Origin of the sequence: Streptomyces sp. NPDC050842, assembly GCF_044456565.1 — a bacterium.
In the GTDB taxonomy this organism is placed as follows: Bacteria; Actinomycetota; Actinomycetes; order Streptomycetales; family Streptomycetaceae; genus Streptomyces.
In genome coordinates this window covers 853557-874587 of record NZ_JBITGA010000003.1, presented here as the reverse complement: position 1 = coordinate 874587, position 21031 = coordinate 853557, and the positions used below count along the sequence as shown (strand labels likewise).

At 74.8% G+C, this 21031-nt stretch carries 8 protein-coding genes; all 8 read right to left on the bottom strand.

Annotated elements, in window-relative coordinates:
* Window positions 1-27 precede the first annotated feature (27 nt).
* The 8 genes from ACIBG6_RS13080 to ACIBG6_RS13045 all read right to left on the bottom strand — a co-directional run bounded on the left by ACIBG6_RS13080 (window position 28) and on the right by ACIBG6_RS13045 (window position 20975).
* Complete coding sequence (locus tag ACIBG6_RS13080) at window positions 28-9063, bottom strand: SDR family NAD(P)-dependent oxidoreductase (RefSeq protein WP_399222660.1); 9036 nt, start codon at window positions 9061-9063, stop codon at window positions 28-30.
* An 82-nt stretch (window positions 9064-9145) separates the two neighbouring features.
* Window positions 9146-15427 (bottom strand): SDR family NAD(P)-dependent oxidoreductase, encoded by a 6282-nt coding sequence (locus ACIBG6_RS13075; RefSeq protein WP_399222659.1) that lies wholly within the window; start codon window positions 15425-15427, stop codon window positions 9146-9148.
* Complete coding sequence (locus ACIBG6_RS13070; RefSeq protein ID WP_399222658.1) at window positions 15420-16751, bottom strand: FAD-dependent monooxygenase; 1332 nt, start codon at window positions 16749-16751, stop codon at window positions 15420-15422. Before ACIBG6_RS13070 ends, ACIBG6_RS13075 begins: the two co-directional genes overlap by 8 nt.
* On the bottom strand, window positions 16748-17503 hold the full coding sequence (locus ACIBG6_RS13065; protein ID WP_317594512.1) for a 2-oxo acid dehydrogenase subunit E2: 756 nt from the start codon (window positions 17501-17503) through the stop codon (window positions 16748-16750). Before ACIBG6_RS13065 ends, ACIBG6_RS13070 begins: the two co-directional genes overlap by 4 nt.
* Window positions 17500-17793 (bottom strand): hypothetical protein, encoded by a 294-nt coding sequence (locus ACIBG6_RS13060; RefSeq protein WP_399222657.1) that lies wholly within the window; start codon window positions 17791-17793, stop codon window positions 17500-17502. Before ACIBG6_RS13060 ends, ACIBG6_RS13065 begins: the two co-directional genes overlap by 4 nt.
* The gene (locus ACIBG6_RS13055) at window positions 17783-19666 is read right to left on the bottom strand and encodes an HAD-IIIC family phosphatase (RefSeq protein ID WP_399222656.1); all 1884 of its coding nucleotides are present in this window, start codon (window positions 19664-19666) and stop codon (window positions 17783-17785) included. Before ACIBG6_RS13055 ends, ACIBG6_RS13060 begins: the two co-directional genes overlap by 11 nt.
* Window positions 19666-20718 (bottom strand): 3-oxoacyl-ACP synthase III family protein, encoded by a 1053-nt coding sequence (locus tag ACIBG6_RS13050; protein ID WP_399222654.1) that lies wholly within the window; start codon window positions 20716-20718, stop codon window positions 19666-19668. The genes ACIBG6_RS13055 and ACIBG6_RS13050 overlap by 1 nt, the downstream gene beginning before the upstream one ends.
* Window positions 20715-20975 (bottom strand): acyl carrier protein, encoded by a 261-nt coding sequence (locus tag ACIBG6_RS13045; protein ID WP_024758534.1) that lies wholly within the window; start codon window positions 20973-20975, stop codon window positions 20715-20717. Before ACIBG6_RS13045 ends, ACIBG6_RS13050 begins: the two co-directional genes overlap by 4 nt.
* Between the last annotated feature and the right edge of the window lie 56 nt (window positions 20976-21031).

Sequence of the window (21031 nt, the reverse complement as noted above, 5' to 3'; positions counted from 1 at the left end):
GGGGTCGGTATCGCCTTCATCGCCTGCTCACCGCTCCTGGGAGAGGTCGTCGTGGACGGCCTGGAGCAGATCGTCGAGGGAGAGCTCGTCGAGCTCCTCGGACGACGGCCCGGCCTGCGGGGTGTCGGCGGTGCTGGGCACCAGGGCGGACACCGGCGTCGGCGCCGGTGCGGGGGTGGTGGCGAGGGCGGCCGGCGAGGCGGCGTCCTCGGCCAGGAGGAACTCGCTCATGGACAGGACGCTGGGGTGGTCGATGGCGACGGTGGCCGGCAGGTCCTTGCCCATGGCGTGGGCGAGGGCGGCCCGCAGGTCGATCGCCATGATCGAGTCGAGGCCGAGCTCGGAGAAGCCCTCCGCGTCGGCCGAGCCGTCGGCGGGGAGTCCGTCGTCGGAGCCGAGCATCCGCGCGACGAGCGAGCGGACGGCGGCGCGCAGGACGTGCTCGCGCTCCTCCTCGTCGGTGCCGTGCAGCCGCTCGGTGATCCAGCCGGCCGGTTCGGTGTCCGCGGCCTCGGTGCGTTCGGCGGCCGGCGCGGGGCCGGTGAGTTCGGCGACGAGCGCGGCGCGGGCGTGGCCCGCGTTCTGCTCGGCGTACCGGGCGGGGTCGAGGCCGACGACGACGAGCCGGGCCAGGGGCGCGTCCGTGGCGAGGCCGAGCGGCCCGGCCGCGTCCGCGTCGGACAGGGCCCGGATGCCGAGCCGTCCCGCGGCGCGTTCGACGGCCGCGGCGGCCGCCATGCCGCCCTTCGCCTCCGGGACCCAGGGGCCCCAGTTGACGCTGACGGCGGGGACGCCCCGGGCGCGGAGCCGTTCGGCGAGTCCGTCCAGGTAGCCGTTGGCCGCGGCGTAGTTGGCCTGTCCGGCGGCGCCGAGCACGGCCGAGACCGAGGAGAACAGCACCAGGGCCCGCGGGTCGTGGCCGGTGATCGCCTCGGCGAGGACGTCCGCGCCGCGTGCCTTGGCGTGGAAGACCTTCTCGTACGAGGCATCGGTGAGCGAGCCGAAGGCCGCGTCGGCGTTGACGCCGGCCAGGTGGTAGACGGTGCCGAGCGGTCCGTCGGCGGTGGCGGCCGCGACGGCGGCGGCCACGTCGGCGGGGTCGGTGACGTCGCCGCGGACGACGGTGACGCGGACGCCCGAGGCGCGCAGTCCGTCGATGACGCCCTGTTCGGTGTCTCCGGGCGCGGACCTGGCCATCAGGGTGAGGCGGTCGCCGCCGCGGGCGGCGTGGGCGGTGGCGACGGCGAGGCCGAGGGCCCCGAGTCCGCCGGTGACGAGGGCGCCGCCGGCGGGACGGTCCCCGTCGGCTTCGGCCGCGACCTTGACGAGCCGGGCGGCCCGGACGCCGTCGTCGGTCAGCGCGAGCCGGGTCTCCCCGGGCAGCGCGCCGATCAGCTCGGCGAGGGGCCGGGCCGCGTGGGCGGCGTCGAGCCGGACCCGGGTGAGGCGCCGGTCGGCCTGCTCGGCCTCCAGAGCGGTCGCCATGCCGAAGAGGGCCTCGCGGAGCGGGGCGCGTCCGGCGGAGCCGTCGACGGCCAGGACGTACGGCAGGGTCTGCGGGAGGGTGCGCAGGTCGGCGGCGAGGGTCTGGGCCGCGTGCAGGGCGTCGCCCGCGTCGCCGGTGCCGGGGGCCTGGGCGGGGGCGGCCCAGCGGGCGTCGACGACGAGGTCGGCGTCGGGGTGGGCGGGCAGGTCGCCGGTGTGGACGGAGGCCCGGTGTCCGGCGGCGGTCAGCGCGGAGACGAGCTCGGGGACACCGGCCTCGGCGGCATCGGCCGCGAGGACCAGGACGCCGAGCTTTCCGCCGGCCGCCGGGGTCTCGGGGAGCGGCGCCCACTCCACGGTGTGGACGAGGCCGTCGCCGCGGAGGCTGGCCTCCAGGACGGCCCGGGAGGCGTGCCGGATGCGGAACTCGTCGGCGGTGAAGACGCTGTGCTCGGCGCCGGTGGCCGCGTCCCTGGCGTACAGGTGGAGGTCGGCGGTCTCGACGCGCAGCCGGTCGTTCGGCAGGGGCTCGGCGCGCAGGACGCGCACCCGGCCCCACAGCTCGCCGCCCTCGGCGAGCGGACGGCCGTGGAAGGAGAGCTCCTTGGCGGCGAACGGGATGGCGAGCGAGGGCGCCTCGACGGCTCCGTCGTCGACGAGGAAGACGGCGATGCTCTGGAAGCAGGAGTCGATGAGGCCCGGGTACAGCTCGTATCCGGCCGGGTCGTCGGGCAGTTCGGGCATCGTGTAGCGGACGAGGGCCTCGTCGCCCCGGATCCACACCTCGTCGATCCACTGGAAGGACGGGCCGAGGGTGTAGCCGAGCTCCCGGAAGTAGTCGTAGAACTCGGTCCGGGTCAGGTGCCGGTCGCTGGAGTCGATGAACGCGGTACGGCTCTCGGCGGGCGGCCGGTGGGCCTCCGGGCGGTTCGAGTACCGGCCGCCGATGTGCTTCTGCCAGACGCCGCGCTCGGGGTCGAGGAGGCTCTGTACGGAGAGTTCGGCGGCGCCGTCGGCGGTGGGCCGGTCGACGACGATCTGCGCCTCGTACTCCTCGCCGTCCTTGATGACCAGGGCCCGCGGGCAGATCAGGTCGCGGACGACGACGGGGCTGCCGTCGTGGCCGAGGGCGGAGAGGACCGTGGCGAGGTGGGACGCGGCCGGGGTGACGACCGTGCCGTAGAGGCGGTGGTCGGTGAGGTACGCGGGGAAGCCGGAGCTGCGCGCGAAGGAGAAGGCGCGGCCGGCGAGGCCGGGCGAGCGGAGTTCGGCGCCCCAGTGGCGGCCCGCGCCGGCCCGGAGAGCCGGGGAGGCCGAGGAAGCCGCGACCGTCGCGGAGTGGGTGCCGGTGCCGGTGCCGGCCGTGGTCCAGTACGACGTGTCCGCGAACGGGTAGCGGGGGGCGGCGGACCGGTCGGTGCGGGTCCCCGTGATCTTCGCCCAGTCGAGGCTCTGGCCGCGCTCGTAGAGCGTCTTGGCCGCGCCCAGCAGGACGGCGCGGTCCTGGCCGCCGCGGCGCAGCGAGGGCGTGGAGCCGCCGTCGGGGGTGAGTCCGGCGGCCCGGACGAGGTTGACGAGGGTGCGGTCGGGGCCGACCTCCAGGAGCACGTCCACGTCGAGGGAGCTCAGCGCGCGGGCGCCTTCGACGAACCGGACGGGCCGGCGGATGTGGTCGGCGAAGTAGGCGGGGGTGAAGGTGTCGGGCCCGGCCTCGGTGCCGGTGACGTTGGCGATGACGGGGAGCTTCGGCGCGCCGAACTCCAGTCCGGCGAGGGCCTGTCGGAACTCGTCGAGGACCGGGTCCATCAGCCGGGAGTGGAAGGCGTGCGAGACGGTCAGCGGCTTGCACCGGACGCCCTGGTTACGGAGGCGTTCGGCGAGCGCGTCGAGCCGGTCGGAGGGGCCGGCCACGACGACCGACTGAGGTCCGTTGACGGCGGCGACGTCGACTCCGGCCTCGGCGGCCCAGGCGGCGACGGTCTCCGGGTCCTCCGGGACGGACAGCATCCCACCGGGCTGGGTGGACTGCATGAGCCGGGCGCGGTGGGCGATCAGCGTCATGCCGTCGTCGAGGCTCATCACCCCGGCGTGGACGGCCGCGGCGATCTCGCCGACGCTGTGGCCCATGACGGCCACGGCGCGCACGCCCCAGGACTCCCAGAGCGCGGCGAGCGACAGCTCCAGGGCGACGAGGGCGGGCTGGGTGATCCGGGTCTGGTTGACGACGTTCGGGTCGTCGCCGTAGAAGACGAGGTTGAGGAGCGAGTCGCCGAGGTGCGGGGCGAGGGCCCGGTCGCAGGCGTCGAAGACCGCGCTGAACACCGGCTCCGTCTCGTACAGTTCGCGTCCCATGCCGAAGTACTGGGCGCCTTGGCCGGAGAAGAGGAACGCCACCCTGGGCGCCTTGACGGGGCCGGTGGCCGGGGTCGCCGAGGCGAGCGCGGCAAGCAGCTGCTCGCGGTCGCGGCCGAACACGGCGCGGCGTACGGGGAGATGGGCCCTGCCGGCGCCGGCCGTGGCCGTGAGCTGGGCGAGCGCCTCCTCGGGGGTCTCCTCCAGGGTCTTCCGCCACTGCTCGGTGAGCCGGTCGAGGCCGGCCGCGTCGGGGGCGGAGAGGGGCAGGAGGAGTCCGTCGGCGGAGTCGCGCGGCGGTTCCACCGTGCCCGCGGCGGGTGCCTCGCCGAGGACGACGTGGGCGTTCGTGCCGGAGAAGCCGAAGCCGGAGACGCCGGCGAGGCGCGGGACGTCGCTGCGGGCCCAGGTGGCGCGGGAGTCGACGACGCGGACGTTCATGTCGCGCCACGGCACGTGCGGGTTGGGGTTCTCGAAGTGCAGGTCGCCGGGGATGCGGCCGTTGCGCAGGGCGAGGACCGTCTTGAAGACGGAGGCCATGCCGGAGGCGGACTCGCAGTGGCCGATGTTGCTCTTGACCGAGCCGATGAGCAGCGGCTCGCCGGGGCGGCGGCCGGGACCGAACACGTCCCAGGCGGCTTCGAGTTCGATCGGGTCGCCGAGCGAGGTACCGGTGCCGTGGGCCTCCAGGTAGCCGATCTCGGCGCCGTCGACGCCGGCGTCGGCGAGCGCGGCCCGGATGACCTGGCGCTGCGCGGTGCCGTTGGGGGCGGTGAAGCCGGAGGAGGCCCCGTCCTGGTTGACGGCGCTGCCGTGGATGACGGCGAGGACCTGCTCGCCGTCGCGCAGGGCGTCGGAGAGGCGGCGCAGGACGAGGACTCCGCAGCCCTCGGCGCGGACGAAGCCGTCGGCGGAGGCGTCGAAGGTCTTGCAGCGTCCGTCGGGGGCGAGCATGTGGGCGCGACTGACGGCGACCGAGCAGGAGGGTGCGGCGATGACGTTGACGCCGCCGGTGAGGGCCCGGTCGGTCTCGCCGGAGCGCAGGGAGCGGACCGCGAGGTGCAGGGCGACGAGGGAGGACGAGCAGGCGGTGTCGACGGCGAGGGCGGGGCCCTGGGCGCCGAGGTAGTAGGAGAGGCGTCCGGCGGCGGCGTTCAGCGCGGTGCCGGTCGCGAAGTAGGCGTCGAGGGGTTCGAGGCCGCCGCTCTCCAGGACGCGGGCGTAGTCGGAGTTGGAGATGCCGACGAAGACTCCGGTGCGGCTGCCGGCGAGGGACTTCGGGTCGGTGCCCGCGTCCTCCAGGGCGTGCCAGGCGGCTTCGAGGAGGAGGCGCTGCTGCGGGTCGAGGCTCTCGGCCTCGCGGGCCGGGATGTCGAAGAACGCGGCGTCGAAGCGGCGGATGTCGCGGAGGAAGCCGCCCTGGTCGGTGGAGATGGAGCCGGGGCGGGCACCGGCCGGGTCGTGGAGGGTGCCGGTGTCCCAGCGGTCGGCGGGGACGGGTCCGACGCCGTCGCGGCCCTCGTCGAGCAGGGACCAGAACTCCTCGACGGAGTCGGCGCCGGGGAAGCGGCCGGCCATGCCGACGATGGCGATGGGTTCCTGGTCTGCGGGCTCGACCGGCGTGACCGGTGCGGACGGCGCCGCGGCCGGTACGGGGCGGGCCGCCGGGGCCTTGCGCGGTGCGGGGGCCGTGGCGCGGCCGTCGAGGCGGCCGGTCAGTTCGGCGGAGAGCCGCTCGACGGTCGGGTGGCCGAAGACGTCGCCGATGCCGACGTCGACGCCGAGGGTCTCGGTGAGCGCGGCCGCCGCGTCCACGGCCATGATCGAGTCGAGGCCGAGGTCGAGGAAGCCGGTGGTCTCGGGCAGGGCGGCCGGGTCGTCGTGGCCGAGGATCCCGGCGAGGACCTCGCGGGTGCGGCGGGTGACGAGGGTGGGGCGGCGGTGCTCCGGTGCCTCGGCGAGTTCCCGGGCGAAGGCGGTGGCCGGGGACTCGGCGGGGGGCGGGGTCGGGGCGCCGGTGGGCGTGTCCGCCCCGGTGAGGCCGTCGAACAGGGGCCGGGCTCGTACGGAGTTCATGACCGTGCGGAACCGCTCGGCGTCCAGGCGGCAGGCGACCGTGTGCGCGCCCGTGCCGTGTCCGGCGAGTCCGGCGAAGCCCTCGGCGGGGGCGACGGGGCTGACGCCCATCCGGGCGAGGAGCGCGCGGGCCTCGGGGCTCGCCATGCCGTCGAGGTCCCAGGGCCCGAAGGCGACGCTGGTCGCCGGGACGCCCTCGGCGGCGCAGAGCGCGGCGACCGCGTCGAGTCCGCCGTTGGCCGCGGCGTAGGCGCCGTAGCCGTCGGTGCCCCAGACCGCCGAGACGGAGGAGAGGTGGACGAGGAAGTCGAGGGGCCAGTCGGCGGCGAGAAGGCGCAGCCAGGCGGCGCCGGTGAACTTGCCGGCGAGGGCGGTGGCGAAGGTGTCCGCGTCGGCCTCGGCGAGCGGCAGCCGGTCGATGCTCCCGGCGGCGTGCACCACTCCGCGGACGGGCGGCATGCCGTCGAGGACGGCGAGGGCCGCGGTGAGGGCGGCGGCGTGGCCGGTGTCGGCGGAGGCGTAGACGGCGTGGACGCCGTCCGTCGCGAGTTCGGCGAGCAACCGGCGGGCTTCTTCCGGCAGTTCGTCCTGCGGCCGGCGGCCGAGGAGGACGAGGTGCCGGGCGCCGCGGGCGGCGAGGTCGCGGACGAGTCCGGTGCCGATGGCGCCGAGTCCGCCGGTGAGGAGGTACGTGGCGTCGGGGCGTACGGGCAGCGGGCGCAGCGGCTCGGCGGCGGGCCGCAGGCGCGCGGTGTGGGCGGCGCCGGCGCGGACGGCGATCAGGTCCTCGGCGGAGCCGTCGGCGAGCGCCGCGAGGGCGGCCGTGGCGTCGGCCGCGGTCGGGACGGCCGGCAGGTCGAGGATGCCGCCCCAGGTGGCGGGGAACTCCAGGGCGAGGACCGGCGCGAGGCCGTGCAGGACGCCGTGGTCGGCGGCGGCGACCGGATCGGAGCCGGTCACCTGGCGGACGCCGGCGGTGACGAGGTGGACCCGGCCGGTGCCGGCGGCACGGACGGCGGTGGTCGCGGCGGCGCAGAGGGCCGCGGCGTGCGCGGTGGGCGCGGCGGCGTCGAGCGCGTCGGGCAGCGGGGCCGCGGCGAGCGCGAGGAGCAGGTCGCCGGGCAGGCCGTTCCGGGCCTGGGCCCACTCCTCCGTGGTGGCGGGGAGGGTGTCGAGGACGGTGACGGTACGGCCCGCGGCGCGGGCCGCGTCGGCGAGGAGGGCGACGGCGGCGCCGTCGTCGCCGGCCACGACCAGCGGGGTGTCGGGGGCGGTCGCGGCCGGGATGTACGGGATCCACTCGACGGCGAGCGCGGGGAGGGGTTCCGCGGCGGGTTCCACGGTGTCGGGGGCGACGGCTGAAGGAACGGCTTCCGGCGCGTACCGGACCCGCTCCCACGGGTAGGCCGGCAGGTCGGCGACCCGGCGCGGGAGCGCGGGCGCACCGGCGGCGGCGGTCTCCGGCGTCGTGGTGCCGTCGAGCTGTACGGCGTCCGAGGCGGTGCCGTCGGCGAGGGCGCGCAGGGCGCTCGCGGCGGCGGCCGGGTCCCCGGCGGTGATCGCGGCGCGGACGGTGTGGCGGGCGCGGCCCTCGGTGACGGTGTACGCGAACGCCGGGTAGGCGTCCTCCGGTAGTGCGGCGACGCGGTCGGCGAGCCGGCCGGCCCAGGCGCGCAGGGCGTCCTCGCTGCGGGCGGTGATCTCGAAGCCGGTGACGGGCGCGGCTCCGGTCGCGGGGGGCCCGAGCTCGTCGGCGGTGAGCGGGCCGAGGACCACGTGGGCGTTGGTGCCGCTCATGCCGAAGGAGCTGATGCCGAGGCATTCGCCCGCGCCGTCCTCGCCGGTCCACGGGGTCTCGGCGCGGGGGAACTCGATGCCGGTGTCCGCGATGTCGATGCGGGGGTTCAGGGTGTCCAGGTGGACGACGGGCGGGACCGCGCGCCGCTTGACGGACGCGACGCCCCTGATGAGGCCGGCGATGCCGGAGGCGGCCTCCAGGTGGCCGATGCTCGTCTTGACGGAGCCGATGCGCAGCGGGGCGCCGCCGTCGCGGCGGCCGAGCGCCTCGACGATCGCCTCGACCTCGATCGGGTCGCCGAGCGCGGTGCCGGTGCCGTGGGCCTCCAGGGCGCCGATCGCGGCGGGCGTCAGGCCCGCGTCGTCGAGCGCGGCCTTGATGAGGCTGATCTGGGCGCGGACGTTGGGGGCGGTGAAGCCGGAGGAGCGGCCGTCCTGGTTGACGGCGCTGCCGCGGATCACGGCGTGCACCCGGTCGCCGTCGCGCAGGGCCTCGGAGAGCCGCTTGAGGACGACGACCCCGCAGCCCTCGCCGCGGGTGAAGCCGTTGGCGCGGGCGTCGAAGGTCTTGCAGAGACCGTCCGGGGAGAGGGAGTTGGTCTGCTGGATGAGGCGGGTGGAGCGGGGCGACAGGATCAGGTTGACGCCGGCGGCGATGGCGACGTCGCACTCGTCGCGGCGCAGCGCCTGCCCCGCCAGGTGGACGGCGGTGAGCGAGGACGAGCAGGCGGTGTCGACGGCGACGGCCGGGCCCATCAGGCCCATGGTGTAGGCGATCCGGCCGGCGGCGAAGCAGTGGCCGTTGCCGGTGAGCCAGTAGGCGTCCTCCTGGCCGGCGGGCTGCCAGTCGCGGTAGTCCTGGCCGGTGACGCCGACGTACAGGCCGGTCCGGAGGCCGGAGAGGTACTCCGGCGCGAAGGCCGCGTCCTCCAGAGCCTCCCAGGCCACTTCGAGGAGCAGGCGGTGCTGGGGGTCGAGGCTGCGGGCCTCGCGGGGGCTGATGCCGAAGAATCCGGCGTCGAACTCCAGTACCTCGTCGAGGTAGCCGCCCCGGCGCGGGAGGGTGTCCCACTCCGCGGCGAACGGGCCCTTGCGGTCCTCGGGCATCGGGGCGACCAGGTCGCGGCCCTCGGACAGCGCGGTCCAGTAGCCGTCGAGGTCGACGATGCCGCCGGGCAGGCGGAGTCCGACGCCGACGACGGCGAGCGGTCCGCTCTGCCCGGAACGGGCCTCTTCGAGCTCTCCGCGCAGCCGCTTGATGGTGTCCATCGCGCGGCTGAGCGGGGTGGTGGTGCTTCGCCCGGCACCGGTCTTCCGGTCTGCCGATTCCTCATGGGTCGGTTGCGTCGTCACAAGAAGGTCCCTCGCGGTCGGCATGTCGTACTGACTGGTTTCAAGGAGCCGGGCGGAGCTCCACCCGTCCACGGGACGGGCTCTACGGGTGGGCGTCGTCGGTTCCGCCGAGACGTCCGGTGAGCATTCCCGCGAGGGCCGCCGTGGTGCCGTAGGTCCACAGCAGCGTGGGCGACAGCTTCATCCCGAAGGCCATTTCGAGGCGGTTGCGCAGCTCCAGGCTCATCAGTGAGTCCAACCCAAGTGACTTGAAAGGAGCTTCACGGTCGATGGAGCCCGCCTCGAGCCGCAGTACACGGCCCGCGAGTTCACGGATCTTGCCCTCGACGAGGACGGGTCGTTCCGTGTCGGAGGAGCCGCGCAGCCGGCCGAGGAACTCCTCGGCGCCGCCGCCGGTGGTGGCACCGTCCTTGGCGAGCTCGGCGATGGCGCGCCAGCTGGGCTGTGCGGCCGTCTCCGGGTACGCGTCGAACCAGTGCCGGGCGTCCAGCGGGACGTACGACACGACCTGCCCCGGTGCGTCCAGGAGGTGGAACAGCGCCTGCCAGCCCTCGGCGGCCGTGAAGCCGGTCATGCCGTGGTCGGCGAGGCGTTCGCCGCGGATCGCCTCGTCGGCGGCGAGGCCGATGTCGGCGAACGGGCCCCATTGGACGGCGAGCGCGGGCCTGCCGCGGTGCCGTCTGGCCTGGGCGAGGGCGTCCATGTAGACGTTGCCGGCCGCGTATCCGGCCTGTCCGGGGTTGCCGACGAGGCCGGCGACCGAGGAGAAGAGCACGAACAGGTCGAGCGGGTCGTCCTCGGTGAGGGCGTCGAGATGCCGGGCGCCGTCCACCTTGGGGGCGAGGACCGTGTCGAGCTGGGCGCCGGTGAGGTTGGCGACGACCGCGTCGTCGAGGACGCCGGCGGCGTGGAAGACGCCTCGTAGCGGCGGGAGTTCGGCCCGTACGCGGTCGAGGACGGCGGCGAGGCCTTCCCGGTCGGCGACGTCCACCGGGAAGGTGGTGACGGTCGCGCCGCGCTCCCGCAGCGCCCCGATGCGTGCCAGGGCCGCGTCGCCGGGTGCGGAGCGGCCGAGGAGGACGAGGCTGCGGGCGCCGTGGTCCACGAGGTGTTCGGCCAGGGAGAGGCCGAGCGCGCCGAGACCGCCGCTGAGGAGGTAGCTCGCGTCGGGGCGCAGCCGCCCGCCGGGAAGCGGTTCCGGTACGACGGCGGTGACCCGGCCGGGCTCGGTGAGGACCAGCTTGCCGGTGTGCTCGCCGCGCGCCATGGTGCGGAGCACCTCGGCGGCCTTGTCGAAGGCGTACGGGGTGACGGGCAGCGGCGGCAGGGTGCCGTCGGTGACCTTCTGCCACACGGCGTCCAGGAGCCGGGCGAAGCGCTCCGGGCGGCGGGTGATGAGCCCGGCGACGTCGACGGCGGCGAAGCTGATGCCCTTGGCGAAGTCGCGGAGGCTGATGGTGCGGGAGGCGTAGATGTCCCGCTTGCCGACCTCGACGAAGCGGCCGTCCTCGGCGAGGGCGGCGAGACCGAGGTCGATCGCGGCGCCGGAGAGCGAGTTGAGGACGACGTCCACGCCCCGGCCGCCGGTGACCCAGGCGACGTCCTCGGCCCAGGACAGGTCCCGGGAGTCGAAGACGTGGTCGATGCCGAGGGCGCGCAGTCCGGCCCGCTTGGACTCGGTGCCGGCGGTGGCGATGACGGTGGCGCCGAGGGCCTTCGCGACGCCCACGGCGGCGAGGCCGAGGCCGCCGGCCGCCGAGTGGATCAGTACGGTCTCGCCGGCCTCCAGACCGGCCTGCTCGGCGAGCGCGTACCAGGCGGTGGCGGTGACGAGCGGGAGTCCGGCCGCCTCGGCGTCGGTCAGGGCCGCGGGGACGGGCCTGACGTGTCCGGCGGGCACGGTCAGGTGGGAGGCGACGGCGCCGAAGCCGCAGGCGACGACCCGGTCGCCGACGGCGAGGCCGGTGACGCCGGGGCCGACGGCGGCGACCACGCCGGCGCATTCGCCGCCGATGAGGCCCGCTCCGGCGGAGGTGTCGGGGTAGGTGCCCATCGCCTTCATCACGTCGATGAAGTTGAGGGCGGCGGCGGTGACCTCGACCTCGACCTGTCCGGCGGCGGGCGCCGTCCTGGCGTACGGGCGGAAGGCGAGGCCCTCCCAGAGTCCGGTGCCGTCGGGGCTCAGCCGGAAGGGCTGGGCGGGTCCGGCCCAGGGGGCGGTGACCGTGCCCTCGGTGTCCGCCGTCTCCTCTCCGCGTACGACCCGGCCGACGTGGCGGTCGGTGCCGCGCAGGACGACCTGGTCCTCCGCGTCGGCGACGAGCAGCTGCCGGGCGCACTCCCCGGCCCAGTCGTCGGCGGTGGTGCGGACGTCGAGGAGGGTGGCGGCGAGTTCGGGGTGCTCGCGGCGCAGGACGCGGCCGAAGCCCCAGTAGAGGGCGGCCCCGGGGTCGGGTGCCGTGTCCTCCGGTACGGACTGGGCGCCGTCGGTGACGACGAACGTCCGCGGCGGCACGGGCTGCGCGGTGACGGCCTTGACGGTCGCGGCGAGGGTGAGCAGCCCGGCGCGCTGGGCGTCCAGGCCCCGGTCGGCGCCGGGTGCGAGGAAGACGAGGCCGGTGGCGCGGTCGCTGTCGCGCAGGGCGGCGGCGAGACCTGCGGCGTCGGCGGTGTCGGCCTTGAGGATGTCGACGCTGGCGCCCGCGGCGGTGAGCGCGGCCGCGAGCGGGCCGCCTCCGCCCGAGGCGTCGCAGACGACCCAGTGCCCGGGTGCGCGGTCGGCGGCGCCGGGCGCCGCGGGGGCGTCCTCGGCGGGCCGGAAGGCGAAGCGGTGCAGGCGTGCCGGGTCGACGCCCTCGGCGGTGGCCGTCTCGATGGTCTGGAAGGCGAGGCCGGCCATCCGGAGCAGCGGCCGGGTGTCCTCGTCGTAGCAGACCAGGTCGAAGGTGTCGTCGTCGTTGCGGACGGCGTGCGCCAGGAGCGTGGAGACCTGCGCGTCGCGCGGCAGGGCGTAGTCGACGCGCCGGACGGCGGTGGGGACGACGGTGGCGTCGCCGGGCAGCAGGGCCAGGGTGACCTGGAGCGCCGCGTCCCACAGGGCGGGGTGCAGCTCGCCCGGGCGGACCCCGGCGAGGCAGCGGTCCGGCAGCCGTACCTCGGCGAGCGCCTCGCGGTCGGCGACTGTCAGTGTGCGCAGGCCCTGGAAGGCGGGCCCGTAGTTGAGGCCCCGCTCGCCGCAGGCCGCGTAGAAGGCGTCCGGCTCGACGTCCCGGGCGTCCGCCGGTGTGCCGGGGAAGGCGGGCAGGTCGGGGTCGGTGTCGCCGCCGACGCGGGCGGTGGCGTGCCGGGTCCAGCCGTCGGCGCCGGGGGCGAGCGAGGCGAGCGTGAAGCCCGCGGACGCGGCGCCGTCCTCGCGCCAGACGGCGCCGAGACGGACCGGCTCGTCGGTGAGGGTGAGGTCGCTGCGGAACCGGACGGTGTGCAGGGCGCCGGGGTTCTCGCCGGTACGGGCCCGGGCGGCGGCGACGGCGAGCGCCAGCATGGCGGCGCCGGGCAGCACGACGGCGTCGTACACCTGGTGGTCGCGCAGCCAGGGCAGGTCGTTCAGGGACAGCTCGGTGCGGCCCTCGTGGACGTCCTGCTCGGTGGTGGCCGGCGCGAACTCGAAGGCGAGCCCGCCGGGTCCCGCGGTGCGGCGCACGGCGTCCGGCAGCCAGAAGCGGGAGCGCTGCCAGGGGTAGGCGGGCACGGGCGCGCCCGCCCGGGCGGGCAGCGCGCCGAAGGGGGCCAGGCCCTGGACGTACGCGCGGGCGAGGGCCTGGGTGAAGTCGCCGAGGGAGCCCTCCTGGCGGCGGAGGCTGCCGAGGACGGCGACCGGCTCCTGCCGGGTGGCGGCGAGCTGCTCGACGGCCGGGGAGAGCACCGGGTGGGGGCTGATCTCGACGACGTGGGTGACGCCGGCGTCGAGGAGCTTGCCCATGGCGTCGGCGAAGAGCACCGGCTGCCGCAGGTTGGCCGCCCAGTAGGCGGGGTCGAGGGAGTCGCCGTCGAGCTCGCGGCCGACGACGGTGGACATGAGGGGGACGGCGCCGCGCCGGGGGCGGATCGGCGCGAGGGTCTCGATCAGCTCGTCGGTGAGCTCGTCCATGTGGTGGCAGTGGGAGGCGTAGTCCACGTTGACCAGGCGGCAGAAGGTGCCGTCGGCCTCCAGGAGTTCGCGGAGCATGAGGACGGAGTCGGTGTCGCCGGAGAGCACGCAGGACGAGGGTCCGTTGTTGACGGCGAGCGAGACGGTGTCCTCGAAGCCGTCGAGGGCCTTGAGGGCGCCCTCGACGTCGAGGTCGACGGCGAGCATCCGGCCGCGGCCCGCGGTGCGCTTGGCGAGCGCGCTGCGCACGGCGATGATCCGTGCCCCGTCCTCGTACGACAGGTGGCCCGCGATGGTGGCGGCGGTCACCTCGCCCTGGCTGTGGCCGACGACGACGTCGGGTTCGACGCCGGCGGCCCGCCACAGTTCGGCGATGCCGATGGACATCGCCCAGAGGGTGGGCTGGACCTGGTCGTTGTGGTCGAGCCAGTCGTCGCCGGCGGCGCCGGAGAGGACGGCCTCCAGGTCCCAGGAGATGTACGGGCGCAGGGCCTCCGCGCAGCGGCGTACGGTCGCGGCGAAGACCGGCGACCGCGCGTACAGGTCCTGGCCCATGCCGGCCCACTGGGAGCCCTGGCCGGGCAGGACGAAGGCGACCTTGCCGCGTTCCTTGGCGCGCCCGGTGAAGGTGCCGGGGAGTTCGGCCTCCGGCTCCTCGGTGAACTTCCTGAGCCTGTCGCGGAGTTCTGCGGGGTCCTCGGCGACGACGGCCGTGCGGGCGGCGAAGTGGTCGCGCTCCCGGCCGAGGGTCGCGACGAGGCGGACGGCCTCGGGCGTGGTGACGTCCTCGGACAGGACGTCGAGGAGGTCGGCGGCGCGCTGCCGCAGGGCGGCGTCGCTGTGTCCGGTCAGGGGAAGCAGCAGCGGGCCGGGGGCGACGGCGGCCGGGGCCTCCTGGGCCGGGGGTGTGCGGAGCACCACGTGGGCGTTGGTGCCGCCCCAGCCGAAGGAGTTGACGCCGGCGAACCAGGTGCCGTCGGCGGGGAGTTCGGCTGGCTCGTTGGCGACCGCGAGGTTCAGCTCGCCGAAGGGGATGTTCGGGTTGAGCTCCTCGGCGTGGAGGGTGCGCGGGATCGTGCGGTGCTTGAGGGCGAGGACGGTCTTGACGATGCCCGCGAGCCCGGCCGCCGCCTCCAGGTGGCCGATGTTCGACTTGGCGGAGCCGATGAGGAGGGGGCCTGCCTCGGCGCCGCGCGCGGTGCCGAGCGCGGTGCCGAGGGCCTCGGCCTCGATCGGGTCGCCGCGCAGGGTGCCGGTGCCGTGCGCCTCGACGTAGCGGAGGCGGTCGGGGTGGACGCCGGCGTCGGCGTAGACCCGGCGGAGCAGTTCGGTCTGGGCCTCGACGTTCGGGGAGACGAGGCTGTGGCCGCCACCGTCGTTGTTGACGGCGCTGTTGACGATGACGCCGTGGATCCGGTCGCCGTCCGCGAGGGCGGTGTCGAGCCGCTTGAGGTAGAGGCTGATGGCGCCCTCGCCGCGGACGAAGCCGTTGGCCTGGGCGGAGAACGCCCGGCAGTGGCCGTCCGGCGAGAGGCCGCCGAAGTGGGTGAGGCCGATGGAGTTGTCGGGCGTCAGGATCAGGTTGACGCCGCCGACGAAGGCGCCTTCGAGGTCGCCGGAGCGCAGGGCGGCGACGGCGAGGTCCAGGGCGACGAGGCCGGAGGAGCAGCCCGTCTGGACGACGAGGCTGGGGCCGCTCAGGCCGAGGAAGTACGAGAGGCGGGCGGCGACGATGTCGAGGCCGTTGCCGACGGCGCTGTGCTGGGTCGTCTGGACCCCGCGCTCCTTGCGGGCCAGCTCGTAGTCGTGCCAGAGGGCGCCGACGTAGACGCCGGTACGGGTGCCGCGGACCCGGGAGGCGGGGATGCCCGCGTCCTCCAGGGTCTGCCAGCCGACCTCCAGCATGAGGCGCTGCTGCGGGTCGAGCTCCTCGGCCTCGCGGGGGGAGATGCCGAAGAAGCCGGGGTCGAACTCGTCGACGCCGTCGACGAGTCCGGCGATGCCGGGGATCTTCTTGACGGGGTCGAGCTGGGCGGAGGTGTCCCAGCGCTCGGGCGGTACGGGGCGTACCGCCTCCTCCCCCGCCGTCAGGAGCTGCCAGTAGCGGTCCACGTCGGGGGCGCCGGGGAACCGGCCGGCCATGCCGACGATCGCGATGTCCCGCGCGGGGTCGCCGTGGGCGTCGGCGGTCTTGTCGTTCTGCGGCAGGTCAGTCACGGCTCACCTCGTGCAGGATCGGGCCGGTGGCGGAGGCGGCGGACGCGGGCGCGGGCGCCGGGGCGTTCCGGGCGGCGGCCAGGTCGACGGGGTCGATGTCGTGCCGGGCGTTGATGACCTTGTTGAAGATCCGGTACTTGCCGGGGAGCGAGTTGAGGACGCGGAAGCGGAGGCGGCGCAGCTTGATGCCGCGCGGGTCGCCGATGGCGAGGAGGCCCTCCTGCATCCGCTGGAAACCGGTGACGTGGACCTTGTGGGCGCGACGCCTGGCGACGAAGTCGGCGAGCTCGGCCTTGGTGACGACCCGGTCCTGCCCGCCCTTGGCGAGGGACGCGGCGATCACCGGGACGATCGTGATGGCGTCCTGCATCGCGAGGTTGACGCCCTGGCCGAGGATGGGCGTCGCGGTGTGCGAGGCGTCGCCGATGAGCAGGAGGCCGTCGCGGGCCCACTCCTCCAGCTCGGCGGTGAAGATCTCCAGGAAGCCGGTGTCGTCCCAGGTGTGCAGGTGCTCGTCGACGAGCGGGGCGAGCTGCGGGGAGATCGCCATGATGCCGCGCTTGAACGCGTCGAAGCCGGCGGCCCGCAGGTCCCCGAGGCCGCGCTTGGGCAGGTTGTGCCCGATGCGCAGGGAGTCGGGGAAGGTCGGCAGGACGACCAGGTGGCGGTCGCCCTCGATGACGAGCTGGGCCTCGCTGCCCCACTCCGGCGGGCGGGGCACCAGGAAGGAGAGGAAGTCGCGGGCCATGGGCTGGACGTCGGCGACGAGGCCGGAGGCCTTGCGGACCTTGGAGAAGCGCCCGTCGGCGCCGATCACGATCCGGGACCGTACGGTGACCTTCTCGCCGCGCCGGGTGAGGACGGCGCCGCGGACGGTTCCGGCCTCCTCGACGAGGGAGGCGAAGGACCAGCCGGAGAGGTAGGTGTGGCCGGGCAGCTCGGCGGTGTGCCGGTTGAAGATGCGGATGAGCGCGGGCTGCGGGATGTCGATGGGGAGCGGCAGGCCGGCGAACTTGGAGTAGTCGACGCGCAGCACGGGGCGCTGCTCGGCGATCGTGGTGACGGCGGTGGTCTCCAGGAAGCCGTGCTCGCGCAGGGCGGGGCCGAAGCCCAGCTGGTTGAGCGAGGCCACCGACGGTGCGGCGATGGTCTCGCCGCGGAAGCTGCGCTCCAGGCTGGTCTGCTTCTCCACGAGGACGGTGCGGATGCCGCGGCGGGCGAGGAGGCAGGCGAGCAGGGAGCCGGCCGGGCCTCCTCCGACGATCAGTACGTCGGTCTCGTCCGGTATTCCGGCGGAGCTGTCCCGGCGGTCGGATTCGGTCATGCCAACTCCCAGTTGTCCAGGCGGTTCTTGATGCCCGCGAGGATTTCGGCGGCCATCGCGCCGTCGAGTACGCGGTGGTCGAAGACGAGCGAGAGGGTGAAGACGGGGGCGACGGCGACGGCGCCGTCGCGCACCACGGGGGCGTCGGCGATGTGGCCGACGCCGAGGCCGAGCGTTCCGGTGATGAGCGGCAGGATCGCGCCGACCTGCTCGTGGCCGATGGAGGTCACGGCGAAGGTGCCCTGGAGGGCGGCCCGGCGCACCGGGTTGCGCATCATGGTCCGGTAGACGGCGCGGAAGGCCGGCAGCGGCAGCCGCTGGAGGCGCTTGATGTTCGCGAAGGGGCCCTGGTCGTCGACGTCCGCCGTCTTGTAGTGGTCGATGGCGGACTGGACGGCGGTGACGTCGAGGGCCTGGACGTCCCGCACGATGCCGGAGACGACGCAGCGCTGGCCCTCGACGGTCTTGTCGAAGAGCACCTTGGCGTGCACCTCGGGCGAGGTGGTCAGCTTCGGCGAGCGGCCGCCGAGGAGGACGGCGCGGGCGTCCGGGTAGTCGGCGAGGACGTCGGCGGTCGCCTTGACGACGTAGCTGACGTAGCTGACCGGGGTGGCGGCGCGGGTCCGGGCGGCACGCAGCGCGGTGGCGTCGACCTCGGTCATCAGATAGACGTGGGAGGTGCGCCGGGCGTCTTCGAGGAAGACGTACGTCTGCTTGCGGGCGGCGGGCAGCGGCGAGGTGACCGCGCTCATGTCCGGGCTCCGGCGGCGGCCTCGGTGTCGGCGACGAGGGACGCCAGGTCGCCGAGGATCTCGGCGGCGGTGAACCGGTCGTAGTCGAGGGGGGCGCCGACCTCGCGCTCCAGGAAGACGAGGATCCGCAGCTGGTTGACCGAGTCCCAGCCGTCGATGGCCTGGAGCGGGGCGTCGAGGACGAGGGTGTCCTCGTCGACGTCGAGCAGCTGCGCGACGGCCTCGACGACGGTCGCCACGGCGGCGTCCTCGTGGACCGGGGCTTCGTCGGTGTGCGCCTCAGGAGGCATGGAACGTCCCTTCGCCGGTGCCGACCGCCACCCAGTCGGGCAGTTCGGCGAGTTGAGTGAGGTCGTGGCGGAAGTCGCCGTCCTGCCCGGTGAATCCGAGGGAGGGGTAGAAGTCCGCGAAGCGGCCGTTCTTGGCCGTGGGCACGTGCCGGCCGCGGACGCCGGGTGCCCCGGCGTCGCGTGCGGCGCGCAGTACCAGGCCGACGACGGCCTGCTCGATGGAGCGGGAGAAGACCCGGCAGGACAGGACGAAGTTCTCGATCGTCCAGTCGCCGTCGGTCTCCGGGCCGCCGGTCTCCCGTACGAGGGCCAGGGCGCCCACCAGGCCGTTGTCGCCGAAGGCGTCGGTGGCCCGGACGCCGAAGAAGGCGGCCTGTCCGGTCTCGACGCGCCGGGCGACGTCGTCGGCGCCGTAGCGGATGCCGGTCAGGTTGAACTGGTTGGTCTTGCCGAAGAGCTGGGTGATGCGGGCGCCGTTGAGCGTCCCGTACTCCTCGACGGTGATCTCGGTGGCCAGCTCCCGGAGGTAGTCCTCGACGCTGACGGCGGTCTGCCGCAGTTCGTCGCGCCGGCCGCGGGCCCGGTAGAGCTCGCCCCGGACGCGGTCCTCTTCGGTGAGGGCGAACTGGTTGAACAGACCGGCGCGGGCGACGGCGGAGGCGTACCCCGCGGGGTCGTCCGGCAGGGCGACGACCGCGACCTCGGGGCGCTGGGCCTCCATGAGGCCGCGCTCGGCCGGGTTGTCGTCGACGAAGACCATCGCGTCGGTGCCGATGTTGAGTTCGGCGGCGAGCGCGGCGACGTTCCCGGGCTTCGGGTCCCAGTCGGCGCGGAAGGCGGAGAAGTCGTCGGGGCCGAGGACCATGTCGGGGTGGGTGGCGACGGCCTCGCGCGCGACGGCGTCGTCGTTCTTCGAGCAGACCGCGAGCAGGACGCCCTGCCGCGACAGGTCCTTGGCGAGCGCCTGGAGTTCGGCGTGGGCGGAGCCCGGGAAGGAGCCGCCGATCTTCAGGGCGGGGATGCCGTCGTCGCCGACGACGCCGCCCCACAGGGTGTGGTCGAGGTCGAGGACGAGGCACTTCCTGGCGCGGCCGAGGCGGGCCAGGACGACCCGGGCTACCTCGCGGGCGTACGCGTCGAGGAACTCCTGGCTCCAGGCGTGGCCCGCGATGTGCCGCATCCGGTCGGTGGCGGCGAGCGAGCCGGCGCGCCCGGCGAGGCTCTCCGTGGCGAGGACCACGACGTTGGGGCGGGCGGCGAGGTCGAGGATGCCGGCGTTCATGCGGTGCCAGGCCGCTTCGACGCGGGCCTTGGTGGCGTAGTCGACGTACCGGTCGCGGCGCTGCGCCGACAGCGGCAGCGTGTTGAGTACGGCGACGCCGCCGGGCGCGCCCTCGAAGGCCGTCAGCCAGGCGTCGAGCTCGGCGGGGACGGCGGCGCACCGGGCCTCCACCTCGGCGGCGTCCAGCGGGTCGGCGACCTTCTCGAAGACGGCGGTGTCGTCGAGGAGGCAGGCGGTGACGGCGGGGGCCGGGTCCTTGAGGTTCGGGGCGCCGGAGAGGATCTCGAACCGCCACTGGTTGAAGCCGGTGGTGGCGGTCTCGGGCTGGACGCCCTCGGCGAGGAGCGCGGCGGTCAGCAGGTGGGGCAGCGGGTCCACGGTGGCGCTCGCGAGCAGCCCGAGGGCCACGGGCGCGTACCGGCCGGTGGAGGCGAGGGCGGTCCGGGCGGACCGGCCGCCGAGGAGCAGGCCGGCGGCCTCGCGGTCGAGGGCGTCGTCGAGGGAGCGGAGGAGCCCGGGGACGCGGTCGGCGGAGTCCGCGAGGCCCGCGCGCTTGAGGGCGCGGAGTTCGGTGAGGGCGTCGCCGGACATCACCGGGCTCCGTTCTGGTGGCGGAGCGCGAGGCCCGAGGTGATCCACTTGGAGGACTCGACGTTGGCGACGAGGAGCCGTCCTTCGACGCCGAGGCCGGAACGGATGCGCCGCATCGCCCGGTTGAGCTGGATGAAGGGGACGGCGTTGCCGTTGTTGCCGGTGTCCGCGACGCAGTTGACGGCCTGCTCGGGGCGGACGCCGAGGCGCTTGCGGATGGAGTCCGTCATCACGCCGTTGAGCTGCGGGAGGAGGACGTGCTCGACCTCGTCGAGCTGCCAGCCGGTCTCGGCGGTGAGCTCCTTGAAGATGGACTCGGCGTGCTCGGGCACGTGGTGCTCGATCGCCTTGTAGTCCTCCTCGCCCCAGGACTCGCGGTACGGGCCGTCGGGGCCGTCGAGGAGCGGGGCGCCCTCGACGCCGAACCAGCGGGCGGTCTGCGCGGGCTTGCGGCCCATGCCGGTGGTCCGCAGGAAGAGGTGCTCGACGAGCAGGCCGGGTCCTTCCGGGTCGGCGTCGACGACGGCCGCGCCCGCTCCGTCGCCGAAGAGGGCGAAGTTGATGAGCTCGGCGGGCGACATGGACTCGATCGCCCCGCTGGAGGGGAAGAAGTTCAGGCAGGTGTCGGCGCCGATGACGAGGCCGCGGCGGAGCCCGGAGGCGAGGAGCGCGCGGGCGGTGTAGAGGCCGGTGAGGGCTCCGGCGCAGCCCGACATGAGCTGGAAGGTGGGGACGTCGTTGAGCCCGATGCGGTCGGCGACCAGGTTGACGGTGGCCGGCATCAGGTGGTCGGGGGAGGCGGTGGTCAGGACGAGGAAGTCGAGCGAGGCGACGTCCACGTCGGCGTCCGCGAGGGCCGCGGTGGCCGCGGCGACGGCGAGGTCGCCGGTGCTCTTGGGTACGGAGGGTGGGGAGTCGGCCGCGCAGAAGTAGCGGGTCCGGTTCCCCGTCATCATGTCCAGCCACTTCTCGTGCAGGCCGAACCGCTCGGCCATGTCCCGATTGGTGACGGGTTCGCCCGGAAGGACTTCGCTGAATCCGGTGAGCCTCATGCCGTCGCTCCAGTCAATGTGGTGTTGACCAGGTCGAGCAGCGCGCGCGGCGTCTCCGCCGAGGCCACCCCGTCCCGGTCCAGTTCGACGCCGTACTCGCGTTGGATACGGCCGGTGGTCTGGAGCAGCGCCAGCGAGTCGTACCCCAGGTCCTGGAAGACGACGTCGAGGCTGCCGGTGTCGAGGACGCCCGGCGACTCCCGGTCCTGGAACTCGAGAAGGATCTCGCCCAGCTCCCGCAGGGTGAGTTGTGCCATCGTCAATTACCCCTTCACCACGGCAGATTCATCCGCTCCGGCGCGTCGGGGGCGGG

Excerpts from the sequence above, each read along its gene's own strand:
- ACIBG6_RS13070 (WP_399222658.1), bottom strand. The coding sequence starts at position 16,751 with ATGACCGAATCCGACCGCCGGGACAGCTCCGCCGGAATACCGGACGAG.
- ACIBG6_RS13065 (WP_317594512.1), bottom strand. The coding sequence starts at position 17,503 with ATGAGCGCGGTCACCTCGCCGCTGCCCGCCGCCCGCAAGCAGACGTAC.
- ACIBG6_RS13060 (WP_399222657.1), bottom strand. The coding sequence starts at position 17,793 with ATGCCTCCTGAGGCGCACACCGACGAAGCCCCGGTCCACGAGGACGCC.
- ACIBG6_RS13055 (WP_399222656.1), bottom strand. The coding sequence starts at position 19,666 with ATGTCCGGCGACGCCCTCACCGAACTCCGCGCCCTCAAGCGCGCGGGC.
- ACIBG6_RS13050 (WP_399222654.1), bottom strand. The coding sequence starts at position 20,718 with ATGAGGCTCACCGGATTCAGCGAAGTCCTTCCGGGCGAACCCGTCACC.
- ACIBG6_RS13045 (WP_024758534.1), bottom strand. The coding sequence starts at position 20,975 with ATGGCACAACTCACCCTGCGGGAGCTGGGCGAGATCCTTCTCGAGTTC.